Source organism: Agrococcus lahaulensis DSM 17612 (assembly GCF_000425105.1).
In the GTDB taxonomy this organism is placed as follows: domain Bacteria; phylum Actinomycetota; class Actinomycetes; order Actinomycetales; family Microbacteriaceae; genus Agrococcus; species Agrococcus lahaulensis.
In genome coordinates this window covers 147,361-163,892 of the sequence record NZ_KE384304.1, presented here as the reverse complement: position 1 = coordinate 163,892, position 16,532 = coordinate 147,361, and the positions used below count along the sequence as shown (strand labels likewise).

At 74.9% G+C, this 16,532-nt stretch carries 10 protein-coding genes; 5 read left to right on the top strand and 5 right to left on the bottom strand.

Annotation, left to right across the window (positions count from 1 at the left end; all coding sequences use genetic code 11):
- Window positions 1-56 precede the first annotated feature (56 nt).
- Window positions 57-3,326 carry an ExeM/NucH family extracellular endonuclease gene (locus H508_RS16925; protein WP_051223417.1) on the top strand — a complete coding sequence of 1,090 codons (3,270 nt, stop codon included), beginning with the start codon at window positions 57-59 and terminating at the stop codon, window positions 3,324-3,326.
- Between the two features lie 82 nt (window positions 3,327-3,408).
- Here H508_RS16925 and H508_RS0112370 read toward each other — a convergent pair whose 3' ends face one another.
- The gene (locus H508_RS0112370; protein ID WP_026374279.1) at window positions 3,409-6,801 is read right to left on the bottom strand and encodes an error-prone DNA polymerase; all 3,393 of its coding nucleotides are present in this window, start codon (window positions 6,799-6,801) and stop codon (window positions 3,409-3,411) included.
- Window positions 6,802-6,933: 132 nt separating this feature from the next.
- Between H508_RS0112370 and H508_RS16295 the strand changes: the two genes are divergently transcribed.
- The gene (locus H508_RS16295; RefSeq protein ID WP_035255004.1) at window positions 6,934-7,692 is read left to right on the top strand and encodes a TVP38/TMEM64 family protein; all 759 of its coding nucleotides are present in this window, start codon (window positions 6,934-6,936) and stop codon (window positions 7,690-7,692) included.
- 54 nt (window positions 7,693-7,746) lie between these two features.
- Here H508_RS16295 and H508_RS0112360 read toward each other — a convergent pair whose 3' ends face one another.
- The 4 genes from H508_RS0112360 to H508_RS16285 all read right to left on the bottom strand — a co-directional run bounded on the left by H508_RS0112360 (window position 7,747) and on the right by H508_RS16285 (window position 13,393).
- Entirely contained in the window at window positions 7,747-9,294 is a 1,548-nt protein-coding gene (locus tag H508_RS0112360; RefSeq protein WP_051223415.1) for a Y-family DNA polymerase, read from the bottom strand.
- A 121-nt stretch (window positions 9,295-9,415) separates the two neighbouring features.
- Window positions 9,416-11,365 (bottom strand): LPXTG cell wall anchor domain-containing protein, encoded by a 1,950-nt coding sequence (locus H508_RS17715; RefSeq protein WP_051223413.1) that lies wholly within the window; start codon window positions 11,363-11,365, stop codon window positions 9,416-9,418.
- Between the two features lie 86 nt (window positions 11,366-11,451).
- Window positions 11,452-12,600: a hypothetical protein gene (locus H508_RS0112350; RefSeq protein ID WP_156906080.1), complete on the bottom strand. Its 1,149-nt coding sequence runs from the start codon at window positions 12,598-12,600 to the stop codon at window positions 11,452-11,454.
- Between the two features lie 103 nt (window positions 12,601-12,703).
- Entirely contained in the window at window positions 12,704-13,393 is a 690-nt protein-coding gene (locus H508_RS16285) for a hypothetical protein (protein ID WP_051223412.1), read from the bottom strand.
- A 119-nt stretch (window positions 13,394-13,512) separates the two neighbouring features.
- On the opposite strand from H508_RS16285, the gene H508_RS0112340 reads away from it, so the two are divergent.
- From H508_RS0112340 to H508_RS16280, 3 genes are all read left to right on the top strand, one after another.
- Window positions 13,513-14,502: a 1-phosphofructokinase family hexose kinase gene (locus H508_RS0112340; RefSeq protein WP_051223410.1), complete on the top strand. Its 990-nt coding sequence runs from the start codon at window positions 13,513-13,515 to the stop codon at window positions 14,500-14,502.
- A gap of 71 nt (window positions 14,503-14,573) precedes the next feature.
- A complete protein-coding gene (locus H508_RS0112335; RefSeq protein WP_026374275.1) occupies window positions 14,574-15,020 on the top strand; it encodes a GNAT family N-acetyltransferase in 447 nt (148 codons plus the stop codon).
- A 22-nt stretch (window positions 15,021-15,042) separates the two neighbouring features.
- The gene (locus H508_RS16280; RefSeq protein ID WP_156906079.1) at window positions 15,043-16,488 is read left to right on the top strand and encodes an alpha-amylase family glycosyl hydrolase; all 1,446 of its coding nucleotides are present in this window, start codon (window positions 15,043-15,045) and stop codon (window positions 16,486-16,488) included.
- Window positions 16,489-16,532: the final 44 nt, after the last annotated feature.

Here is a 16,532-nt window from a genome sequence, read left to right as displayed (position 1 = left end):
ATGTCGCCGGGTGCGGCTAGGTTCAGGAGCACCCTGCACCTCAACGGAGTGGATCTATGCGCGCACGCACGATGCTCGGCACTGGAACAGTCGCCGCGCTGGCCCTCACGGGCCTGGTCGCCTCCCCGGCTGTCGCCGCGGAGCACCCTGTCATCAACGAGTTCTCGGCTGACGTCAACGGGACCGACACGAACGCTGAGTTCGTCGAGATCCACGCGGCCCCGGCCACCGACCTGAGCGGTCACATGATCGTCCTCGTCGAGGGCGACTCGAACAGCAACCAGGGCAAGGTCATCCGGGCCGATGCCGCGCCGGCGATCGACGCGAGCGGCTTCGGCGTGCTGCGCTACGCGACCAACGGCATCCAGAACGGCTCCGCCTCGATCCTGCTCGTGCAGGGCACCGCGACCGGCGGCCAGGTCGTCGACGCCGACAAGGACGGCGTGATCGACGAGGGTGTCGGGTTCACCGTGATCGACGCGGTCGGCGTCCTCGACGCCGACGCCGGCGATCTCGCGTGGGGCACGATCCTCGACCGGGGCTTCGACGGGGGCTCGACGACCGTGGGCGGCGCGAGCCGCGTGCCCGACGGCACGGACACCGACAGCGCGGCCGACTGGGTGCGCAACGCCTTCAACGGCGCCGGCATCGCCGGCTTCGAGGGCTCGACGCCCGACGCCGGACAGGCGTGGAACACCCCGGGCACCGCGAACCGCGTCGTCGAGGTGCAGGAGCCCCCGACCGACATCACGTGCGAGTCGGATGCGGTGACGATCGGCTCCGTGCAGGGCGCGGGCGAGACCACGCCCGTCGCGGGCCAGCTCGTGACCGTGCGCGGCACGGTCGTCGGCGACTGGCAGGAGGGCGGCTTCGACGGCTTCCACCTGCAGGACGCCGGTGACGGCGACGCCACCACGAGCGACGCCGTCTTCGTCTACGGCCCCGGTGCCACCGACGTCGCCGAGGGCGACCTCGTGACCGTCACGGGCACCGCGGGCGAGGCCTTCGGCCAGACGCAGCTCTCGAACGCCTCGATCCTCGACTGCGGCGAGGGCACGATGCCCGCGCCCGTCGCTCTCGAGCTGCCGATCGCCGACGAGGAGCGCTTCGAGGGCATGCTCGTGACGCTCCCGCAGGAGCTCTCGATCCTCGAGTACTTCAACTTCGGCCGCTACGGCGAGGTCGTGCTCGGCACCGATCGCCAGATGCAGCCGACCGCGGTCGCCGCGCCCGGCTCGGCCGAGGCCGCCGCCGTGCGCGCCGCGAACGCCGAGAACCGCATCACCGTCGACGATGGCCGCTCGTCGCAGAACGCCGACCCGGCGATCCACCCCGGCAACCTCGAGGAGTTCACGCTCGAGAACGACTTCCGCGGCGGCGACACGATCACGGGCCTCACGGGCGTGCTCGACTTCCGCAACTCGGCGTGGAAGCTCCAGCCCACCGAGCCCGGCACCTACACCCCGGTGAACGAGCGCCCGGCTGCGCCCGAGATCGAGGGCGCCTCGCTCGAGATCGCCTCGTTCAACGTGCTGAACTACTTCACGACGCTCGACGACCGCGGTGCGGTCACGGCCGAGGAGTTCGAGCGCCAGGAGGCGAAGATCGTCGCCGCGATCGACGAGCTCGACTCGGCGATCGTGGGCCTGCTCGAGATCGAGAACAACGACGGCGTCGCGCTCGAGACGCTCGTCGCGGCGCTCAACGAGGTCGCGGGTGACGAGCGCTGGGCCGGCATCGACACCGGCACGCTCGGCACCGACGCCATCACGACGGCGCTCATCTACCAGCCCGCGCTCGTCGAGCCGGCCGGCGCCTTCGCGGCGCTCGACGAGTCGATCGACCCGCGCTTCGACACCGCCTACAACCGCCCCGCGCTCGCGCAGTCGTTCCGCGACCTCGAGACCGACCGCATCCTCACCGTCGCGGTCAACCACTTGAAGTCGAAGGGCTCCGCGTGCCCCGGCGATGTGGGCGCGCCCGAGCAGGGCAACTGCAACGACGTGCGCACCGCGGCAGCCGCGGCGCTCGCCGACTGGCTCGAGGGCGACCCGACGGGGCAGGGCGCCGAGGGCTCCCTCATCATCGGCGACCTCAACGCCTACGACCACGAGGACCCGATCACGACGCTCGAGGCGGCCGGCTACACGGATCTGCTGGAGGAGTTCCAGGGCGAGGAGGCGTACACGTACGTCTTCGACGGCCAGCTCGGCTACCTCGACTACGGCCTCGCCGACGCCGGGCTCATGCCCTTCGTCGCCGGCGCCGCCGCGTGGCACGCGAACGCCGACGAGGTGAGCCTCATCGACTACACGATGGCGTTCAAGCAGCCGGCGCAGGACGCGCTCTTCGCGCCCGACCCCTACCGTGCGAGCGACCACGACGCCGTCGTGATCGGCCTCGCGTGGGAGGCGCTGCCGCCTGTCAAGGCGACCGTCGTCGACTACGCGGGCGATGACCGCTACGAGACGAACGCGCTCGTGTCGGCCGACACGTTCGAGCCGGGCACGGATGTCGTGCTCGCGTCGGGCCAGATCTTCGCCGACGCGCTCGCCGCGGGTCCCGCAGCCGCTCGCGCCGGCGAGAGCCTGCTGCTCACGCCGGGCGGCCGACTGCTCGACGTGACCGCCGAGGAGCTCGAGCGCCTGCAGCCCGAGCGGGTCACGGTGCTCGGCGGCCCCTCGTCGGTGTCGTCGGCCGTCGTGCGGAGCGTGCTCGACATCGTGCCGGGCGCGACCGTCGAGCGCATCGCCGGTGCCGACCGCTACGAGACGGCGGCGCTCGTCGCCGAGCGGTACTTCGGCACGGCCGAGCACGCGTTCATCGCGAGCGGCCAGCTGTTCGCCGACGCCGTCTCGGCGAGCGGCACGGCCTCGGCCATCGGCGACGTGCCGGTGCTGCTGACGCCGCAGGCCTCGGCGAGCCCGTACACGGTCGCCGCGCTCGAGTCGCTCGAGGTCGACTCGGCGACGGTGCTCGGCGCACGCGCCTCGGTGAGCGACGCCGCGGTCGTCGGCTACCGCGGGGTGACGGCGGTCGAGCGCTTCGCGGGCTCCGACCGCTACGCGACGAACGCCATGCTCGTCGAGCGCTTCGTCGCGGGAGGCGACGACCAGGCGATCGCGATGGCGACCGGGTTCAACTTCCCCGACGCCCTCTCGGCCTCGATGGTCGCGGGCGCGCACGACGCCCCGGTGCTGCTCGCAGCTCGCTCGTGCGTGACGCTCGACGTCGCGGAGCGCATCGCCGAGCTCGAGCCGACGACGGTCTACAACGTGGGCGGCCTGCCCTCGCTGTCGCCGGGGGCGTGGCGCACCGGCTGCTGAGCCGCTGAGCAGCCGCGGACAGCGGCTGCGACGAGGGCCCGCGCCCGAGCCACCGGCTCGGCGCGGGCCCTCGTCGTCGCGGTCAGGAGAAGTCGCGCGAGCCGGGGCTCGGCACCTCGAAGCGGTCGAGCCGGTCGGCGAGCACCGCGATGACGCCCTCGGGCGTGCGCTGCAGCATGCCGCGCACGATGAGCGCGGGCGAGTGCCGCGCGACCTGCCGCGAGTGCGCCCACAGCCCCTTCGAGATGATGACGTTGAGCATCCCCGTCTCGTCCTCGAGGTTCATGAAGGTCACGCCCTGCGCGGTGCTCGGCCGCTGCCGGTGCGTGACGATGCCCGCCGTCTGCACGCGCCGGCCGGGCTCGGCGTCGGCGAGCCGCGCGATCGGGAGCACGCCGCGCGCGTCGAGCATGGGGCGCGCGTGCCGCACCGGGTGGTCGTCGGTCGCGACGCCCGTCGACCAGATGTCGAGCGCCACCTGCTCGGAGGCCGAGAGCATCGGCAGCAGCGGCGGCTGGATGACGAGCTGCGAGCCCTCGAGCTGATCCTCCCGCTCGGCCGAGGCGGGGCCCGCGAGCCACAGCCCCTCTCGGCGGCTGACGCCGAGCCCGTCGAGCGCGCCGGCGGTCGCGAGCGCCTCGAGCTCGCCGCGGTCGAGGTCGGCGCGGCGTGCGAGGTCGTGGATGCCCTGCAGCGGCGCCGCCTCGCGCGCGGCGACGATGCGCTCGGCCGCCGCCTCGCCGACGCCCGCGACGCTCGCGAGCCCCATCCGCACCGCGAAGCCCGCGTCGCGGCGGTGCCCGTCGCGCGCGGCGAGCGACTCGGTCGCGACGGGCGGCACGGGCGGCTGCTCCCGCTCGAGGCACGCGTCGAGCCCGGGTCGGCGCTCGCCGTGCCGCTCGAGGCCCGCGACGGCGGCCGAGCGCACCACGCACGGGCGCAGCGTCTCGACCCCGTGCCGCAGCGCATCCTTCACGAGCGTCTGCGGCGACCAGAACCCCATCGGCTGGCTGCGCAGCAGCCCCGCGAGGAACGCCGCCGGGTAGTGCAGCTTGAGCCACGAGGAGGCGTAGACGAGCTTGCCGAACGCGAGCGAGTGCGACTCGGCGAAGCCGAAGCCCGCGAACGCCTCGATCTTGCGGTAGATCGACTCGGCCGTCGCGTCGTCGACGCCGTTCGCGGCCATGCCGGCGAAGAGCTTCGCCTTGAGCGCCTCGATGCGCTCGCGCGAGCGCTTCGAGCCGATCGCGCGCCGCAGCTGGTCGGCCTCGGCGGCGTCGAAGCCGCCGACCGCGACCGACATCTGCATGAGCTGCTCCTGGAACAGCGGCACCCCGAGCGTGCGCTCGAGCACCGGCACGAGCAGCTCGTGCGGGTAGCTCACGGGCTCGGCGCCCGTGCGGCGGCGGATGTAGGGGTGCACCGCGCCGCCCTGGATGGGGCCGGGGCGGATGAGCGCGATCTCGATCACGAGGTCGTAGAAGCAGCGCGGCTTGAGGCGCGGGAGGGTCGCCATCTGCGCGCGCGACTCGACCTGGAACACGCCCACCGCATCCGCCTCGCACAGCATGTCGTAGACGCCCGCCTCCTCGGCGGGGATCGACGCGATCGACCACTCCTCGCCGAGGTGCTCGCGCGCGAGCTCGAGCGTGTGCGAGATGGCGCCGAGCATGCCGAGGCCGAGCAGGTCGAACTTCACGAGGCCCATCCACTCGCAGTCGTCCTTGTCCCACTGCAGCACCGTGCGGCCCGGCATGCGCGCCGGCTCGATCGGGCACACCGAGCCGACTGGCTCGTCGGTGAGCACCATGCCGCCCGAGTGGATGCCGAGGTGGCGCGGCGCGTGCAGGAACTCGGCGGCGAGCAGCGCGACGTCCTCGGGCATCCCGTCGACGTCGGGCTTCGAGTACGACTCGACCGACTTCGACCACGCGTTCTGCTGGCCGACGGCGTAGCCGAGCGCCTTCGCCGCGTCGCGCACCGCCGACTTCGGCCGGTAGGTGATGACGTTCGCGACCTGCGCGGCGTTGCGGCGCCCGTAGCGCTCGTAGACGTGCTGGATGACCTCCTCGCGCCTGCCGGCGTCGAAGTCGATGTCGATGTCGGGCTCCTCCTCGCGCATCATCGAGATGAAGCGCTCGAACGGCAGCTTGTAGCGGATGGGGTCGACGGCGGTGATGCCGAGGATGAAGCACACCGCGCTCGCGACCGCGCTGCCGCGGCCCTGGCAGAGGATGCCCTGCCGGTGCGCGAAGTCGGCGATCTCGAAGACGATGAGGAAGTAGCCGGCGAAGCCCTTCCGATCGATGAGCCCGAGCTCGTGCTCGAGCCGCGCCTCGACCTCGGGGCTCGGGCGGCCCGCGCCGTCGACGTCGTAGACGCGCGGCAGCCGCTCGGCGACGAGCGCGCGCAGCCAGCTCATGGGCGAGTGCCCCTCGGGCACCGGCACCCGGGGAAGGCGAGGGGATGCGGCGCGCAGGTCGAAGGCGAGCTCGCGACCGAGGGCGGCGGCGGTGTCGATCGCGCCGGGGAAGCGCCGGAAGCGGCGGGCCATCACGTCGCCCGCGCGGAGCGACGGGACGCCACCGGCGGGCAGCCACGCGTCGAGCTCGTCGATCGAGCGGCGCGCGCGCACCGCCGCGACCGCGTCGCCGAGCCGCTGCTGCGCGGGGCTCGCGATGTGCGCGTTCGTCGTCGCGATCACCGGCAGGCCGCGCGCCTCGCCGAGTGCCGCGAGCGCGCGGTTGCGCTCGAAGTCGCGCGGGTCGCCGATGTCGCTCAGCTCCACCACGACGCGGTCTCGGCCGAAGAGCGACGCGAGCCGGTCGAGCTCGCGGCCCGCCGCATCCGCCCCATCCGGGTCGGCGTCGCCGAGCGCCTGGCGGACGGCGCCCTTGCGGCACCCCGAGAGGATCATCCACTCGCCGCGCGCCGTCTCGGCGAGCCGCTCGAGCTCGAAGACGGGCCTGCCCTTCTCACCCGGCGCGCCCTTCGCGTCGGTCGCGAGGTAGCCGTCGGTGAGCGCGGTCGCGAGCGCCGTGTAGCCGGCCGGGCCGGTCGCGAGCGCGACGAGGTGGCTGCCGCCCGGGTCGGGCACGCCGTTCTGCGGCTCGTCGAGGCCGATCGAGAACTCGGTGCCGAAGACGGTCGGCAGCTCGGCCTCGGCGGCCGCCTCGGCGAAGCGCACCGCGCCGTAGAGCCCGTCGTGGTCGACGAGCGCGAGCGCCTCGAGGCCGAGCCGGCGCGCCTCGGTGACGAGCTCTGCGGGGCTCGCGGCGCCGTCGAGGAACGAGTAGTGCGAGTGGGCGTGCAGCTCGGCGTAGGGCGTGACGGCGCCGGGCTGCGGCACGCGCACGCGCCGGCGCCGCGCCTCGTCGAGGTCGCGCGCGTGCGGCGTGCGGCCCGCGCTGACGTCGCGGTCGGAGAGGATGCCCTCGAGCTCTCGCCACGGCATCGCGGGGTTGTTCCAGCCCATCGCCTCGCCTCCTTCCCGCGTGTCGTCGAGGCATCGGCCTCATTCGAACGTATATTCGAATGCTACCCGTCGCCGCCCACTCGCGCCACAGCTCCCACCGGTCGCCCGATCGCCCCGCCCTAGGCTTGCCGCATGTCTGCCACGCGCGCTCCCGGCCGCTCCGACGCCGGCCGCGACGGTGCGCGGTCGGTGGGACGCGGCTCACGGCGCGGCACGATCCTCCGCGTCGCCGCGCTCGTCGCGGTCGTCGCGGCGATCATCTGGGTCGCGGCGACGGTGCGGCTGCCCGACCTCGACGACCTCCGCGCGCAGATCGAGGGCTTCGGCTGGTGGAGCTGGCTCGTCTTCGTCGCCGCCTACGCCGTCGTGGCGCTCACGCCCATCCCGGTGACGATCATGGCGCTCGTCGGCGGCCTGCTGTTCGGCGTGCTGGCGGGCAGCCTGCTCTCGGTCGTCGGCGCCGTCATCGGCAGCGTCGGCGCCTACTGGATCGCGCGCGCGGTCGGGCGCACGACCGTCATGCGCCTGCTCGGCCGGCACGCCGAGAAGCTCGAGGATCGGCTCGACGAGAGCAGCGGCTTCGCGGCCGTGTTCACGCTCCGGGTCATGCCGGGCATGCCCTACTGGCCCGTCAACTACGGCGCCGGCGCGCTCGGGGTGCCGAGCCGCGTCTTCTCGATCGCGTCGCTCGTCGCCTCCGTGCCCGGCCAGGTCTCGCTCGTCTCGATCGGCGCCTTCATCGCCGCGCCGTCGTTCTGGGCGGGCGCGATCGTCGTCATCGCGTGGGGCGTCGTGCTCGGCTTCACGATCTGGGCGTGGCGCTCGTGGCGCGGCAAGGCCGAGCACTCGCTGCCGGGCGAGCCGGATCCCTCCGACACCTCCGCTGGTTGAGCCGCTCCGCCGCCGCAGGCGGCTGAGCGAGTCGAAACCATTCGCCGAGAGCCGTCAGGCGTAGCGCCCCTCCGCGAGCCACGACCCATCGGCATGCAGCAGCACCCACGCCTCCCCCTCGCCGTCGAGGATCTGCACGCGGTGCACGACGTCGCCGAGCTCGCGGCGCCGGATCGGCCACGGCCCCGCCCACGCGACCACGCGGCGGCGGGCGGATGCGGGAGGCGAGAAGGCGGCCGGGCTCCCCTGCCGCTCGTCGAGGGCGGCGGCGTCGACCGATTCGCCGGCCGCGTCGAGCAGCCGCACGGGCAGCGGCGGCCGGAACACGACCGCGGGCCGCGGCGGCGGGAGCGCGCCAGGCCACGGCCCCGCCGCTTGCGGCGCGGGCGCGTCGCCCCACGGCGTGAGCACGCCGCGCTCGGCGAGCAGCCGCCCGCCGCCGGGGCGCGCGGTGAGCACCGCCTCGCGGCCGAGCATGCCCTGCAGCCGCTCGAGCGCGTGCTTCGTGCGGTCGTCGATGTCGCCGCCGCCCCACAGGCCCGGCATGTGCTCGACGTCGGCGTCGAGCCGCTCGGGCAGCGCCTGCACCTCGACGAGCGCCGAGCCGAGGTCGCTCTCCCCCAGCTGCCACCGCATCCGGTCGACGATGTCGCCCGCGCGGAGGAACCCCGGCTGCCGCCAGAGCCGCTCGCTCACGCGGCCCTCCTCGCCGCGCATGACGATGCGGATCTCGCTGCACACGAGCCGCTGCTCGGCGAGCTGCCGCACGAAGCGCTCGACCGGCTCGCGCACCGCGAGCGCGAGCTCGTGCACGCCCTCGATGCCCGGCTCGAACGCGAGCCGCAGCACTCGCTCCTCGCCGAGGCCACTGTCGTCGACGCGCCGGTCGTCGAGGCCGCGCGCCCTCGCGAGCGCGACGAGCCCGGCCTCGCCGAAGCGGTCGCGCACGCTCGCGTCGGGCAGCTGCGCGAAGCCGCCGAGGGTGTGCACGCCGAGCCGGTGGAGCATGCTCGGCAGCTCGTCGTCGCCGAGCACCCCGACGGGCAGCGAGGCGAGGAACTCGCGGCTGCGCCCCGCCGGCACGATCGTCTCGGCACCGGCGCCGGCGGCGAGCTCCGCCGAGAAGCGGTCGTCGGCGACGCCGAAGGCTGCCGTCAGCCCGAGCGGGGCGAGCGCGCCGCGCACGGCCTCGATCGCGCGCGACTCGGAGCCGTAGAACCGGCTCGCCCCGCGCATCCGGAACGCGAGCGCGCCGTCGCCGATCGGCTGCGCCGTCGGCACGACCGCGAGCACCGCACGCACGACGCGCTCGAAGGCGAGCGCCTCGCCCACCGGATCGGCGGGCGCGAGCGCGAGCAAGGGCGATGCGCCCTGCGCGTCGCGCACCCGCATCCCCACTCGCACGCCGTCGGCGCGGGCCTCGGCGTCGCACGCGACGATGCGCAGCGCGTGCACGATCGCGCCGGGCGATCCCTGCTCGCCGCCCGCGGGCAGCGCGCCGGTCTGGCGCGCGACGACGACCGACCAGTCGGGCACCTTGAGCACCCCGATGCGGCCGCCGCGCACTCGCGCTCCGGCCTCGCCCTTCGCCTCGATCGTCACACCTCATGATCGAACACACGTTCGATCAGCGTCAAGCGGATGCGGTGTGTCGCGATCGCGCGCGAGCGCGGGCATGCAGGGGCGCGGGACGCGACTCGCGCGCCCCACACCCCTGCCCGATTCAGCTCACCATGCGCGAGCGACGGCGCAGCAGCAGGAGCGCGCCGGCCGCGAGCAGGGCGAGCGCCGGGAGCAGCACCTCGCCGGCACTGCCGCCTGTGCGCGGCAGCATCGCCGCCGACGCCTCCGCGGCGGCATCCGTCGTCACCGGCAGCGCACGATCCGTCTTGGCGTCGTCCGCGGCCTCGTCACCCGGGATGTCGCCCTTGTCGATCGGGGCAGGCTCACCGGGCGCGCCAGGCTGACCCGGCTCACCGGGCTCACCAGGCTGGCCAGGCTGGCCGGGCTGGCCGGGCTCACCAGGCTGGCCGGGCTCACCAGGCTGGCCGGGCTCACCAGGCTGGCCGGGCTCACCAGGCTGGCCGGGCTCGCCGGGCTCGCCGGGCTCGCCGGGCTCACCAGGCTGGCCGGGCTCACCAGGCTGACCGGGCTGACCGGGCTCACCCGGCTGACCGGGCTGACCGGGCTCACCCGGCTGACCCGGGGCCGCCTCCGCGCATCCCGGCGAGGCGACGCCGAGCAGCGACAGGGCGACGCACACGTCGGCGTCGATGAGCGGCGGGTTCGACGTGCCGTCGGATCCCGAGTCACCGCCCGTCGCGCACCCGGCGGGCGCAGCGCCGAGCAGACCGAGGCGGAGGCACACGTCCGCGTCGATGAGCGACGGCTGCTCCGGGCGATCCGAGCCCTCACCGGCACCCGGCGCCACCGCCGGAGCGCACGAACCCGACGTCGAGCCGAGCAGACCCAGGTCGAGGCAGACATCCGCATCGATGAGCGACGGCGAGCCGGGCTGCTCACCCTCACCCGCACCGGCACCCGGCGCCGCTGCCGGCGCGCACGAACCCGACGTCGAGCCGAGCAGACCCAGGTCGAGGCACACGTCCGCGTCGATGAGCGACGGCTGCTCGGGGCGGTCCGAGCCCTCACCGGCGCCCGGCGTCACCGCCGGAGCACACGAGCCCGAGCCCGAGCCGAGCAGCGCCACGTCGGCGCAGACATCCGCGTCGATGAGCGACGGCGAGCCAGGCTGCTCACCCTCGCCAGCGCCAGCACCCGGCGCCTCCGTCGGAGCGCACGAGCCCGAACCCGCGCCGAGCACCGCGACATCGGCGCAGAGATCGGCGTCGATGAGCGTCGGCTCCGTCGGCTGCGCGACGCCGGGACCGGCGCCGGGCGCGGCGGGGAGGCCGCACGAGGGCCAGCTCGAGCCGAGCACCGCGACGTCGATGCACGCATCCGCGTCGATCAGCGTCGGCTGGTGCGGCCGGTCGGCCTCCTCGCCGACGCTCGGCGCGGGGGCGGGAGCCGGCGCGTCGCACGTCGGCGGCGTGCCGCCGAGCGAGGCGACGACGCACGCGTCGGCGTCGACGCCGACGAGCTCACCGACATCGGCGACGACATCCGCGTCGACGACGACATCGGTGCCCTCGGGCACCGCATCGCCGAGCACGTCGCCCACGATGCCGCCGAGGTCGACGGCCGCGTCCACATCGGCATCCGTCACCACGCCGGCGCCGTCCTGCGCGCCGTCGCCGACGAGGTCGACGACAGCGTCGACGTCCGCCACGACCTCGGCAGCCGAGCCACCCAGGTCGACGACCACATCCGCGTCGACGACCGCCTCGGCACCGCCGAGCAGCCCGTCGGCGACGCCGCCGACATCGACGACCGCATCGACGGTCGTGTCGAGGAGTCCGCCGACGACCGCGGTCACGTCGGCGTCCGCCGACACGAGCCCCTCGTCGCCCAGCAGGTCGACGTCCGCGATGGCGTCGACCTCGATCCCGGCGAGGTCGATCGGCACGGCTGCCGTCGCCACCGCCAGGTCCTGCGAGCCGACGCTGATCGTCGCGTCGGCATCCACCGCACTGGCGATGCCAGTGCCTGCGGCCCAGAGGCCGCCCGCGAGCGCTGTGGTCGCCAGCGCTCGCCATGCGAGCTTGCGCATAGTTCTCTTGCCCTTCTGATTGAAGTGATCCGCCGGCCCGCTCCGGGACGGCTGCGTGCCGCGCGCAGGGCGCGGCCTCGGATCGCTCAATCAGGGCTTGCGGTGTGCTCCTCCACCGGGGCGTCGGGCAGGCGGTCATCCGCTGCCGCGCGGAGCTCGCCCTCGGCGAGCTGCGGCAGCCGGTGGCTGTCGGTGACGGCGAGCGGCTGGGCCGCGCCGCCGGCGGCGGCGCCGCTCGCTCCCCCGGCCAGGACGGCCGAGGGCTCGGCGCCGATCGGCGCGTGGGGCGCGGCCGGCTCGGCGGCGAGCGGCGCGGCGGGCACGGCCTCGACGGGCGCGACGGCCGGCGTCGGCACGGAGTCGAGCGCGTCGGCGACGAGGCGCTCGAGGGTCAGGGGCGCGCGCTCGCCGGGCGGCGCGGGGGCGGATGCGTCGGCACCGGCGGCCGCGTCGCCGAGCGCGGGTGCCTCGGCGACGATCTCGCCGGGCTGCTCGCCGACCGCGGGTCCGGCGCCCGGCGCGGGGGTGGGGCCGGCGCCGGGCGCCGGGGTCAGGCCGGGAGCGGGGCTCGGACCGGGGACGGGGGCGGTGCCCGGCTCGGGCTCAGCACCCGGTCCGGGCGCCGGAGCGGGCGCGATGACGTCGACGACCGTCTCGTCGATCGCGTCGACGACGGGGTCGACGATGCCCGCGACGGGGCGCTCGCCGAGCAGCTCGTCGACGACGGGCAGCTCGGCGACGGTCTCGTCGACGGCGCCGATGACCGGCGCGAGCACGTCGCCGCGGACCGTGTCGATGAGGACGGTGTCGACGAGTCGCTCGACGGGCTGCGTGACGGGCGCGAGGGGCTCGAGCACGGGCTGGAGGGCGCCGGTGACGGGTGCGACGACGGGGCTCGCGGCCCCGACGACCTCGCCCGGGAGCTCGACGACGGCGCCCACGACCGGGGCGACGGGCGCGACGACGGGTTCGACGAGCGCCTCGACCGGATCGGTCACGGGCGCGAGCCCGCCGACGAGCGCGTCGACCGGCTCGGTGACGAGCCCGACGGCGCCGCCCACGAGGTCGCCGACGTCGCCGAGGAGTCCGGTGGTGGCACCGCGATCGTCGTCGTCGGCGTGGGCGGCCGAGCCGCCCAGCAGCACGGAGAGGCCGACGGCGCCGAGCGATGCGGCGCCGGCGGCGAGGGCCAGGCGCAGCACGCGGAGCCGTGCCCCTGCTCTGCTCGCCGCCATGGCTGCTCCTCGAAGTCGTGACCTTCGGGTCTCCTGCTCGCCACCGTACGGAATGCCTGCGCGAACGGCAAGGATTTCTCAGTGCTTTCCCAGGCGGGAGGCATCACGCCGCGGGCAGGCGCAGCGACTGCTCCTCCTCGAGCTCGACGGCGGGCCGGCCGGCGATGGGGATGCGCGCCCGTCGGGGCGCGCCGCCCGCGGCCGCCTCGACGAGCAGGCTGCCCGCGGCGATCCGCCCGTCGCCGTCGGCGAGCCCCTGCCACTCGGCGCGCACGCTCCGCACGACGGTCGCGGCGTTCGGCCACGCGCCGACGACGAGCAGGGTCGAGGAGGCCTGCCGCAGCCGCGCCGCGAGCCGCGCGGCCTCGGTGGGCGTCACGCGAGCCGGTGAGGCGGCGAGCACGACCGGCATCGCCTCGGCGAGGCTCGCGACCGCGTCGAGCCACGCGCGACCCGGCTGCGGCACGAGCGCGATGCGGTCGATCGGCACGCCGAGGTCGCGGGCCGCCTCGATGCCGAGGTCGGGCATGCCGACGATCGCGCCCCACGCGCCGGCCGGCAGCGCCGCGCCGAGGCACGCGAGTGCGAGGCTGCGCGACTGGATGCTGTGGGCGGCACCGGGGCGGAGGCTGCGGACGACCTCGTCGAGCCCCGCGGGCGCCGCGTCGTCGACCGTCGGCGCCGCCGCGGGCACGGCCTGCTGCATGCCGCGCAGCCGCTCGCGCAGCGCCTCGATCGTCGCGGTGCGCTCCTCGCCCGAGCGGCGCTCGAGCCTCGTGGACGCCATCCTCATCCCCCCATTCTCGAACGTGTGTTCGAACCGGTCAACCGCCTCCGGCGTGTCGGCGACCGCGCTCCATGCGAAGATCGGTCCGAGTCCGCTGAGCCCTGCGACCGCGACGAGGAGGCCGGATGGCGACCGACGCTCCCCACCCCGACGACGCATCCGAGACCCTCGCACCGACCGCCGACACCGACCGCTCGACCGGCGCCCACGTGCTGTGCGTCACGACGAACCCCGCGATCGACATCACCTACACGATCGACGACCTGCGGCCCGGCTCGAGCCACCGCGTGCCGACGGGCCTCGCCCGCGCGGGCGGCAAGGGCGTGAACGTCGCGCGCGTGCTGCACCAGCAGCGGGGCCGCGCGATCGTCGTCGCGCCCGTCGGCGGCCCGGTGCAGTCGCTGTTCGTGCACGACCTCGATCGCTCCGGGATCCCGCACCGGCTCGTCGAGGTCGCCGCGCCCACGCGGCGCACGACCGCGATCGTCACGCCCGCCGGCACCACCAACCTCAACGAGACCGGCGAGCCGATCGAGCACGGCGACTGGGCGCGAGTGCTCGAGATCGTGCGCGCCGAGGCGCCCGCCGCGCGCGTCGTCGTCTCGTCGGGATCGCTCCCGCCGCTCACCCCCGACCGCTTCTGCGCGACCGTCGTCGACATCGCCCTCGCCGCCGGCCGCCCCGTGATCGTCGACGTCGGCGGCGAGCAGCTGCGGCACGCGATGGCCTCGGGCGCGACGGCCGTCAAGCCCAACCGGCACGAGCTCTTCGACGCGATGGGCGGCACCGACCCGCTCGACGCCGCCCGCCGGCTCGCGGCGCTCGGCACCGGCACGGTCTTCGCGTCGCTCGACATCGAGGGGATGCTCGCGGTGCTGCCCGACGGACGCGCGTGGCACGCCGCGCTCGACCACGTGCTCGACGGCAACCCGACCGGCGCGGGCGACGCCGCCGTCGCGGCGCTCGCGCAAGCGCTCGGCGAGGGCGCGACGCTCGAGGAGCAGCTCGCGCGCGCGACCGCGTGGTCGGCGGCCGCGGTGCTCGACGCGCAGGCAGGCTCGATCGCCGACCCCGCCGAGCTCGCCGAGCGCATCCGCATCACGCCGATCGGCTGAGCGTCCAGCCGACTCCGAGCGTTCATCCAACGCCCATTCGGCCCCCGGCATCGCGCTGGTACGGTGTGCGCATGACGACACTGCGCCTCGAAGAGCTCAACGCCGCCAACATCGTCGCGGCGAACGGCATGACGCTCAAGCGCGGCCAGGAGGCCTTCCTCGCCGCCAACGCGCGCCTCGAGGAGTTCGTCAACACCCAGAGCGCGTGGCAGCGCGTCGTCTTCGACGGCGACGAGCCCGTCGCGTTCGTGATGGCGAACTTCGACCCCGAGGTCGACCGCGAGGAGTACCGCTCGAGCATCCTGCGCATGTACGTCGCGGGCGAGGCGCAGCGCCGCGGCGTCGGCAGCTTCACCGTCGAGCAGGTCGCCGAGGAGGCCAAGCGCCTCGGCTTCGAGCACCTCTTCGCGGTGTGGGAGGAGGGCGACCTCGGCCCCGGCAAGTTCTTCCAGGCCGTCGGCTTCGAGGTCATCGGCGAGAACGAGTACGGCGAGGCCATCGGCCGCAAGACGCTGTAGCCGACTCGAGCGAGTGCCGCTCGTGCGACGCCTGGCCGCCCTGGTCGCCACCGCGGCCGTGCTCGCGGTCGCGGGCTGCGCATCCGCCCCGCCCGAGCGCCGCGACGCGGGCGTCGCGATGTTCCAGTGGACGTGGGACGCGATCGCCGCGGAGTGCCCCGCGCTCGGCGACGCGGGCGTCGCGTGGGTGCTGACCTCGCCGCCCCAGGAGCACGTCGATGGCGCGACGGCCGGACTGCCCGGTGCCGATGGCACCGAATGGTGGTGGAGCTACCAGCCCGTCTCGTACGCGGTCGAGTCGCGGCTCGGCACGCGCGAGGAGTTCGCGGCGATGACCGCCGCGTGCGACGAGGCGGGCGTCGACGTCTACGCGGATGCGGTGATCAACCACATGGCGGGCGTCGAGTCGGGCACGGGCTGGGCCGGCACCGCGTTCGAGCACTACGAGTACCCGGGCCTCTACGACCGCGCCGACTTCCACGACTGCAACCGCACGCCTGACGACGACATCGACGCCTACCGCGAGCCCTTCGTCATCCAGCACTGCGAGCTCGAGAACCTCGCCGACCTCGCGACCGAGTCGGAGTCCGTGCGCGCGACGATCGTCGCCTACCTCGAGGACCTGCTCTCGCTCGGGGTGACGGGCTTCCGCATCGACGCCGCCAAGCACATCGACCCCGACGACGTCGCGGCGATCGTCGCGGCGCTGCCCGAGGGCACCCCCGTCATCAGCGAGGTGATCCGCGGTGCGGGCGAGCCCGTGACGCCCGAGCAGTACACCGGCTTCTCGACCGTGTGGGAGTTCGGCTGGGCCGAGCGCGTCGGCGCCTTCGTGCGCGGCGGCCAGGCGCGGGCGCTCGCCGACCTCTCCCCCGCCGGCTACGGCCTGCTCGAGGAGGGCCAGCGCACGTTCGTCGCGAACCACGACACCGAGCGCAACGGGCAGACCCTCTCCTACCGCGACGGCGGGGCGTTCGCCGCGGCGACCGCGGTCATGCTCGCGAGCGACTACGGCCCGCCGACGCTCTACTCGGGCTACGCCTTCGCCGATCGCGACGCGGGGCCTGTGCTCGAGGCGGACGGGTCGGTGGCGGATGCGTCGTGCACGGCGGATGCGCGACCGGACCCCGAGGGCGGGTGGCAGGACGGCGAGTGGGTGTGCCAGCACCGTTGGCCCGGCATGCTCGACCTCGTCTCGTGGCGCACGCGCGTCGTCGACGCGCCCGTCACCGAGCAGTCGTCGATCGACTCGGTGTTCGTCTCGCTTCGCGGCGAGACGGGGGCGTTCGCAGTGCAGCTCGACGACGAGCCGACCTCGGTCGAGGTGCCGGTCGGCCTGCCCGACGGCGACTACTGCGACGTCGTCGTGCCCGACTGCGCATCCGTCGTCGAGGTCGCCGGCGGCGTCGCCGCGCTCGAGCTCGGCCCGTGGCAAGCGGTCGCGCTCGACCGCTTCACCCGGCCCTAGCCGACCCGCTCGTCGACCCCACTCGCTCGTCGAGTAGCGGCCGC

What these genes read in the sequence shown, in the direction of transcription:
- H508_RS17715 (WP_051223413.1), bottom strand. Translation starts at nt 11,365, where the DNA reads ATGCGCAAGCTCGCATGGCGAGCGCTGGCGACCACAGCGCTCGCGGGC.
- H508_RS0112335 (WP_026374275.1), top strand. Translation starts at nt 14,574, where the DNA reads ATGACGACACTGCGCCTCGAAGAGCTCAACGCCGCCAACATCGTCGCG.
- H508_RS0112370 (WP_026374279.1), bottom strand. Translation starts at nt 6,801, where the DNA reads ATGGGCTGGAACAACCCCGCGATGCCGTGGCGAGAGCTCGAGGGCATC.
- H508_RS16925 (WP_051223417.1), top strand. Translation starts at nt 57, where the DNA reads ATGCGCGCACGCACGATGCTCGGCACTGGAACAGTCGCCGCGCTGGCC.
- H508_RS0112350 (WP_156906080.1), bottom strand. Translation starts at nt 12,600, where the DNA reads ATGGCGGCGAGCAGAGCAGGGGCACGGCTCCGCGTGCTGCGCCTGGCC.
- H508_RS0112340 (WP_051223410.1), top strand. Translation starts at nt 13,513, where the DNA reads ATGGCGACCGACGCTCCCCACCCCGACGACGCATCCGAGACCCTCGCA.
- H508_RS16285 (WP_051223412.1), bottom strand. Translation starts at nt 13,393, where the DNA reads ATGAGGATGGCGTCCACGAGGCTCGAGCGCCGCTCGGGCGAGGAGCGC.
- H508_RS16295 (WP_035255004.1), top strand. Translation starts at nt 6,934, where the DNA reads ATGTCTGCCACGCGCGCTCCCGGCCGCTCCGACGCCGGCCGCGACGGT.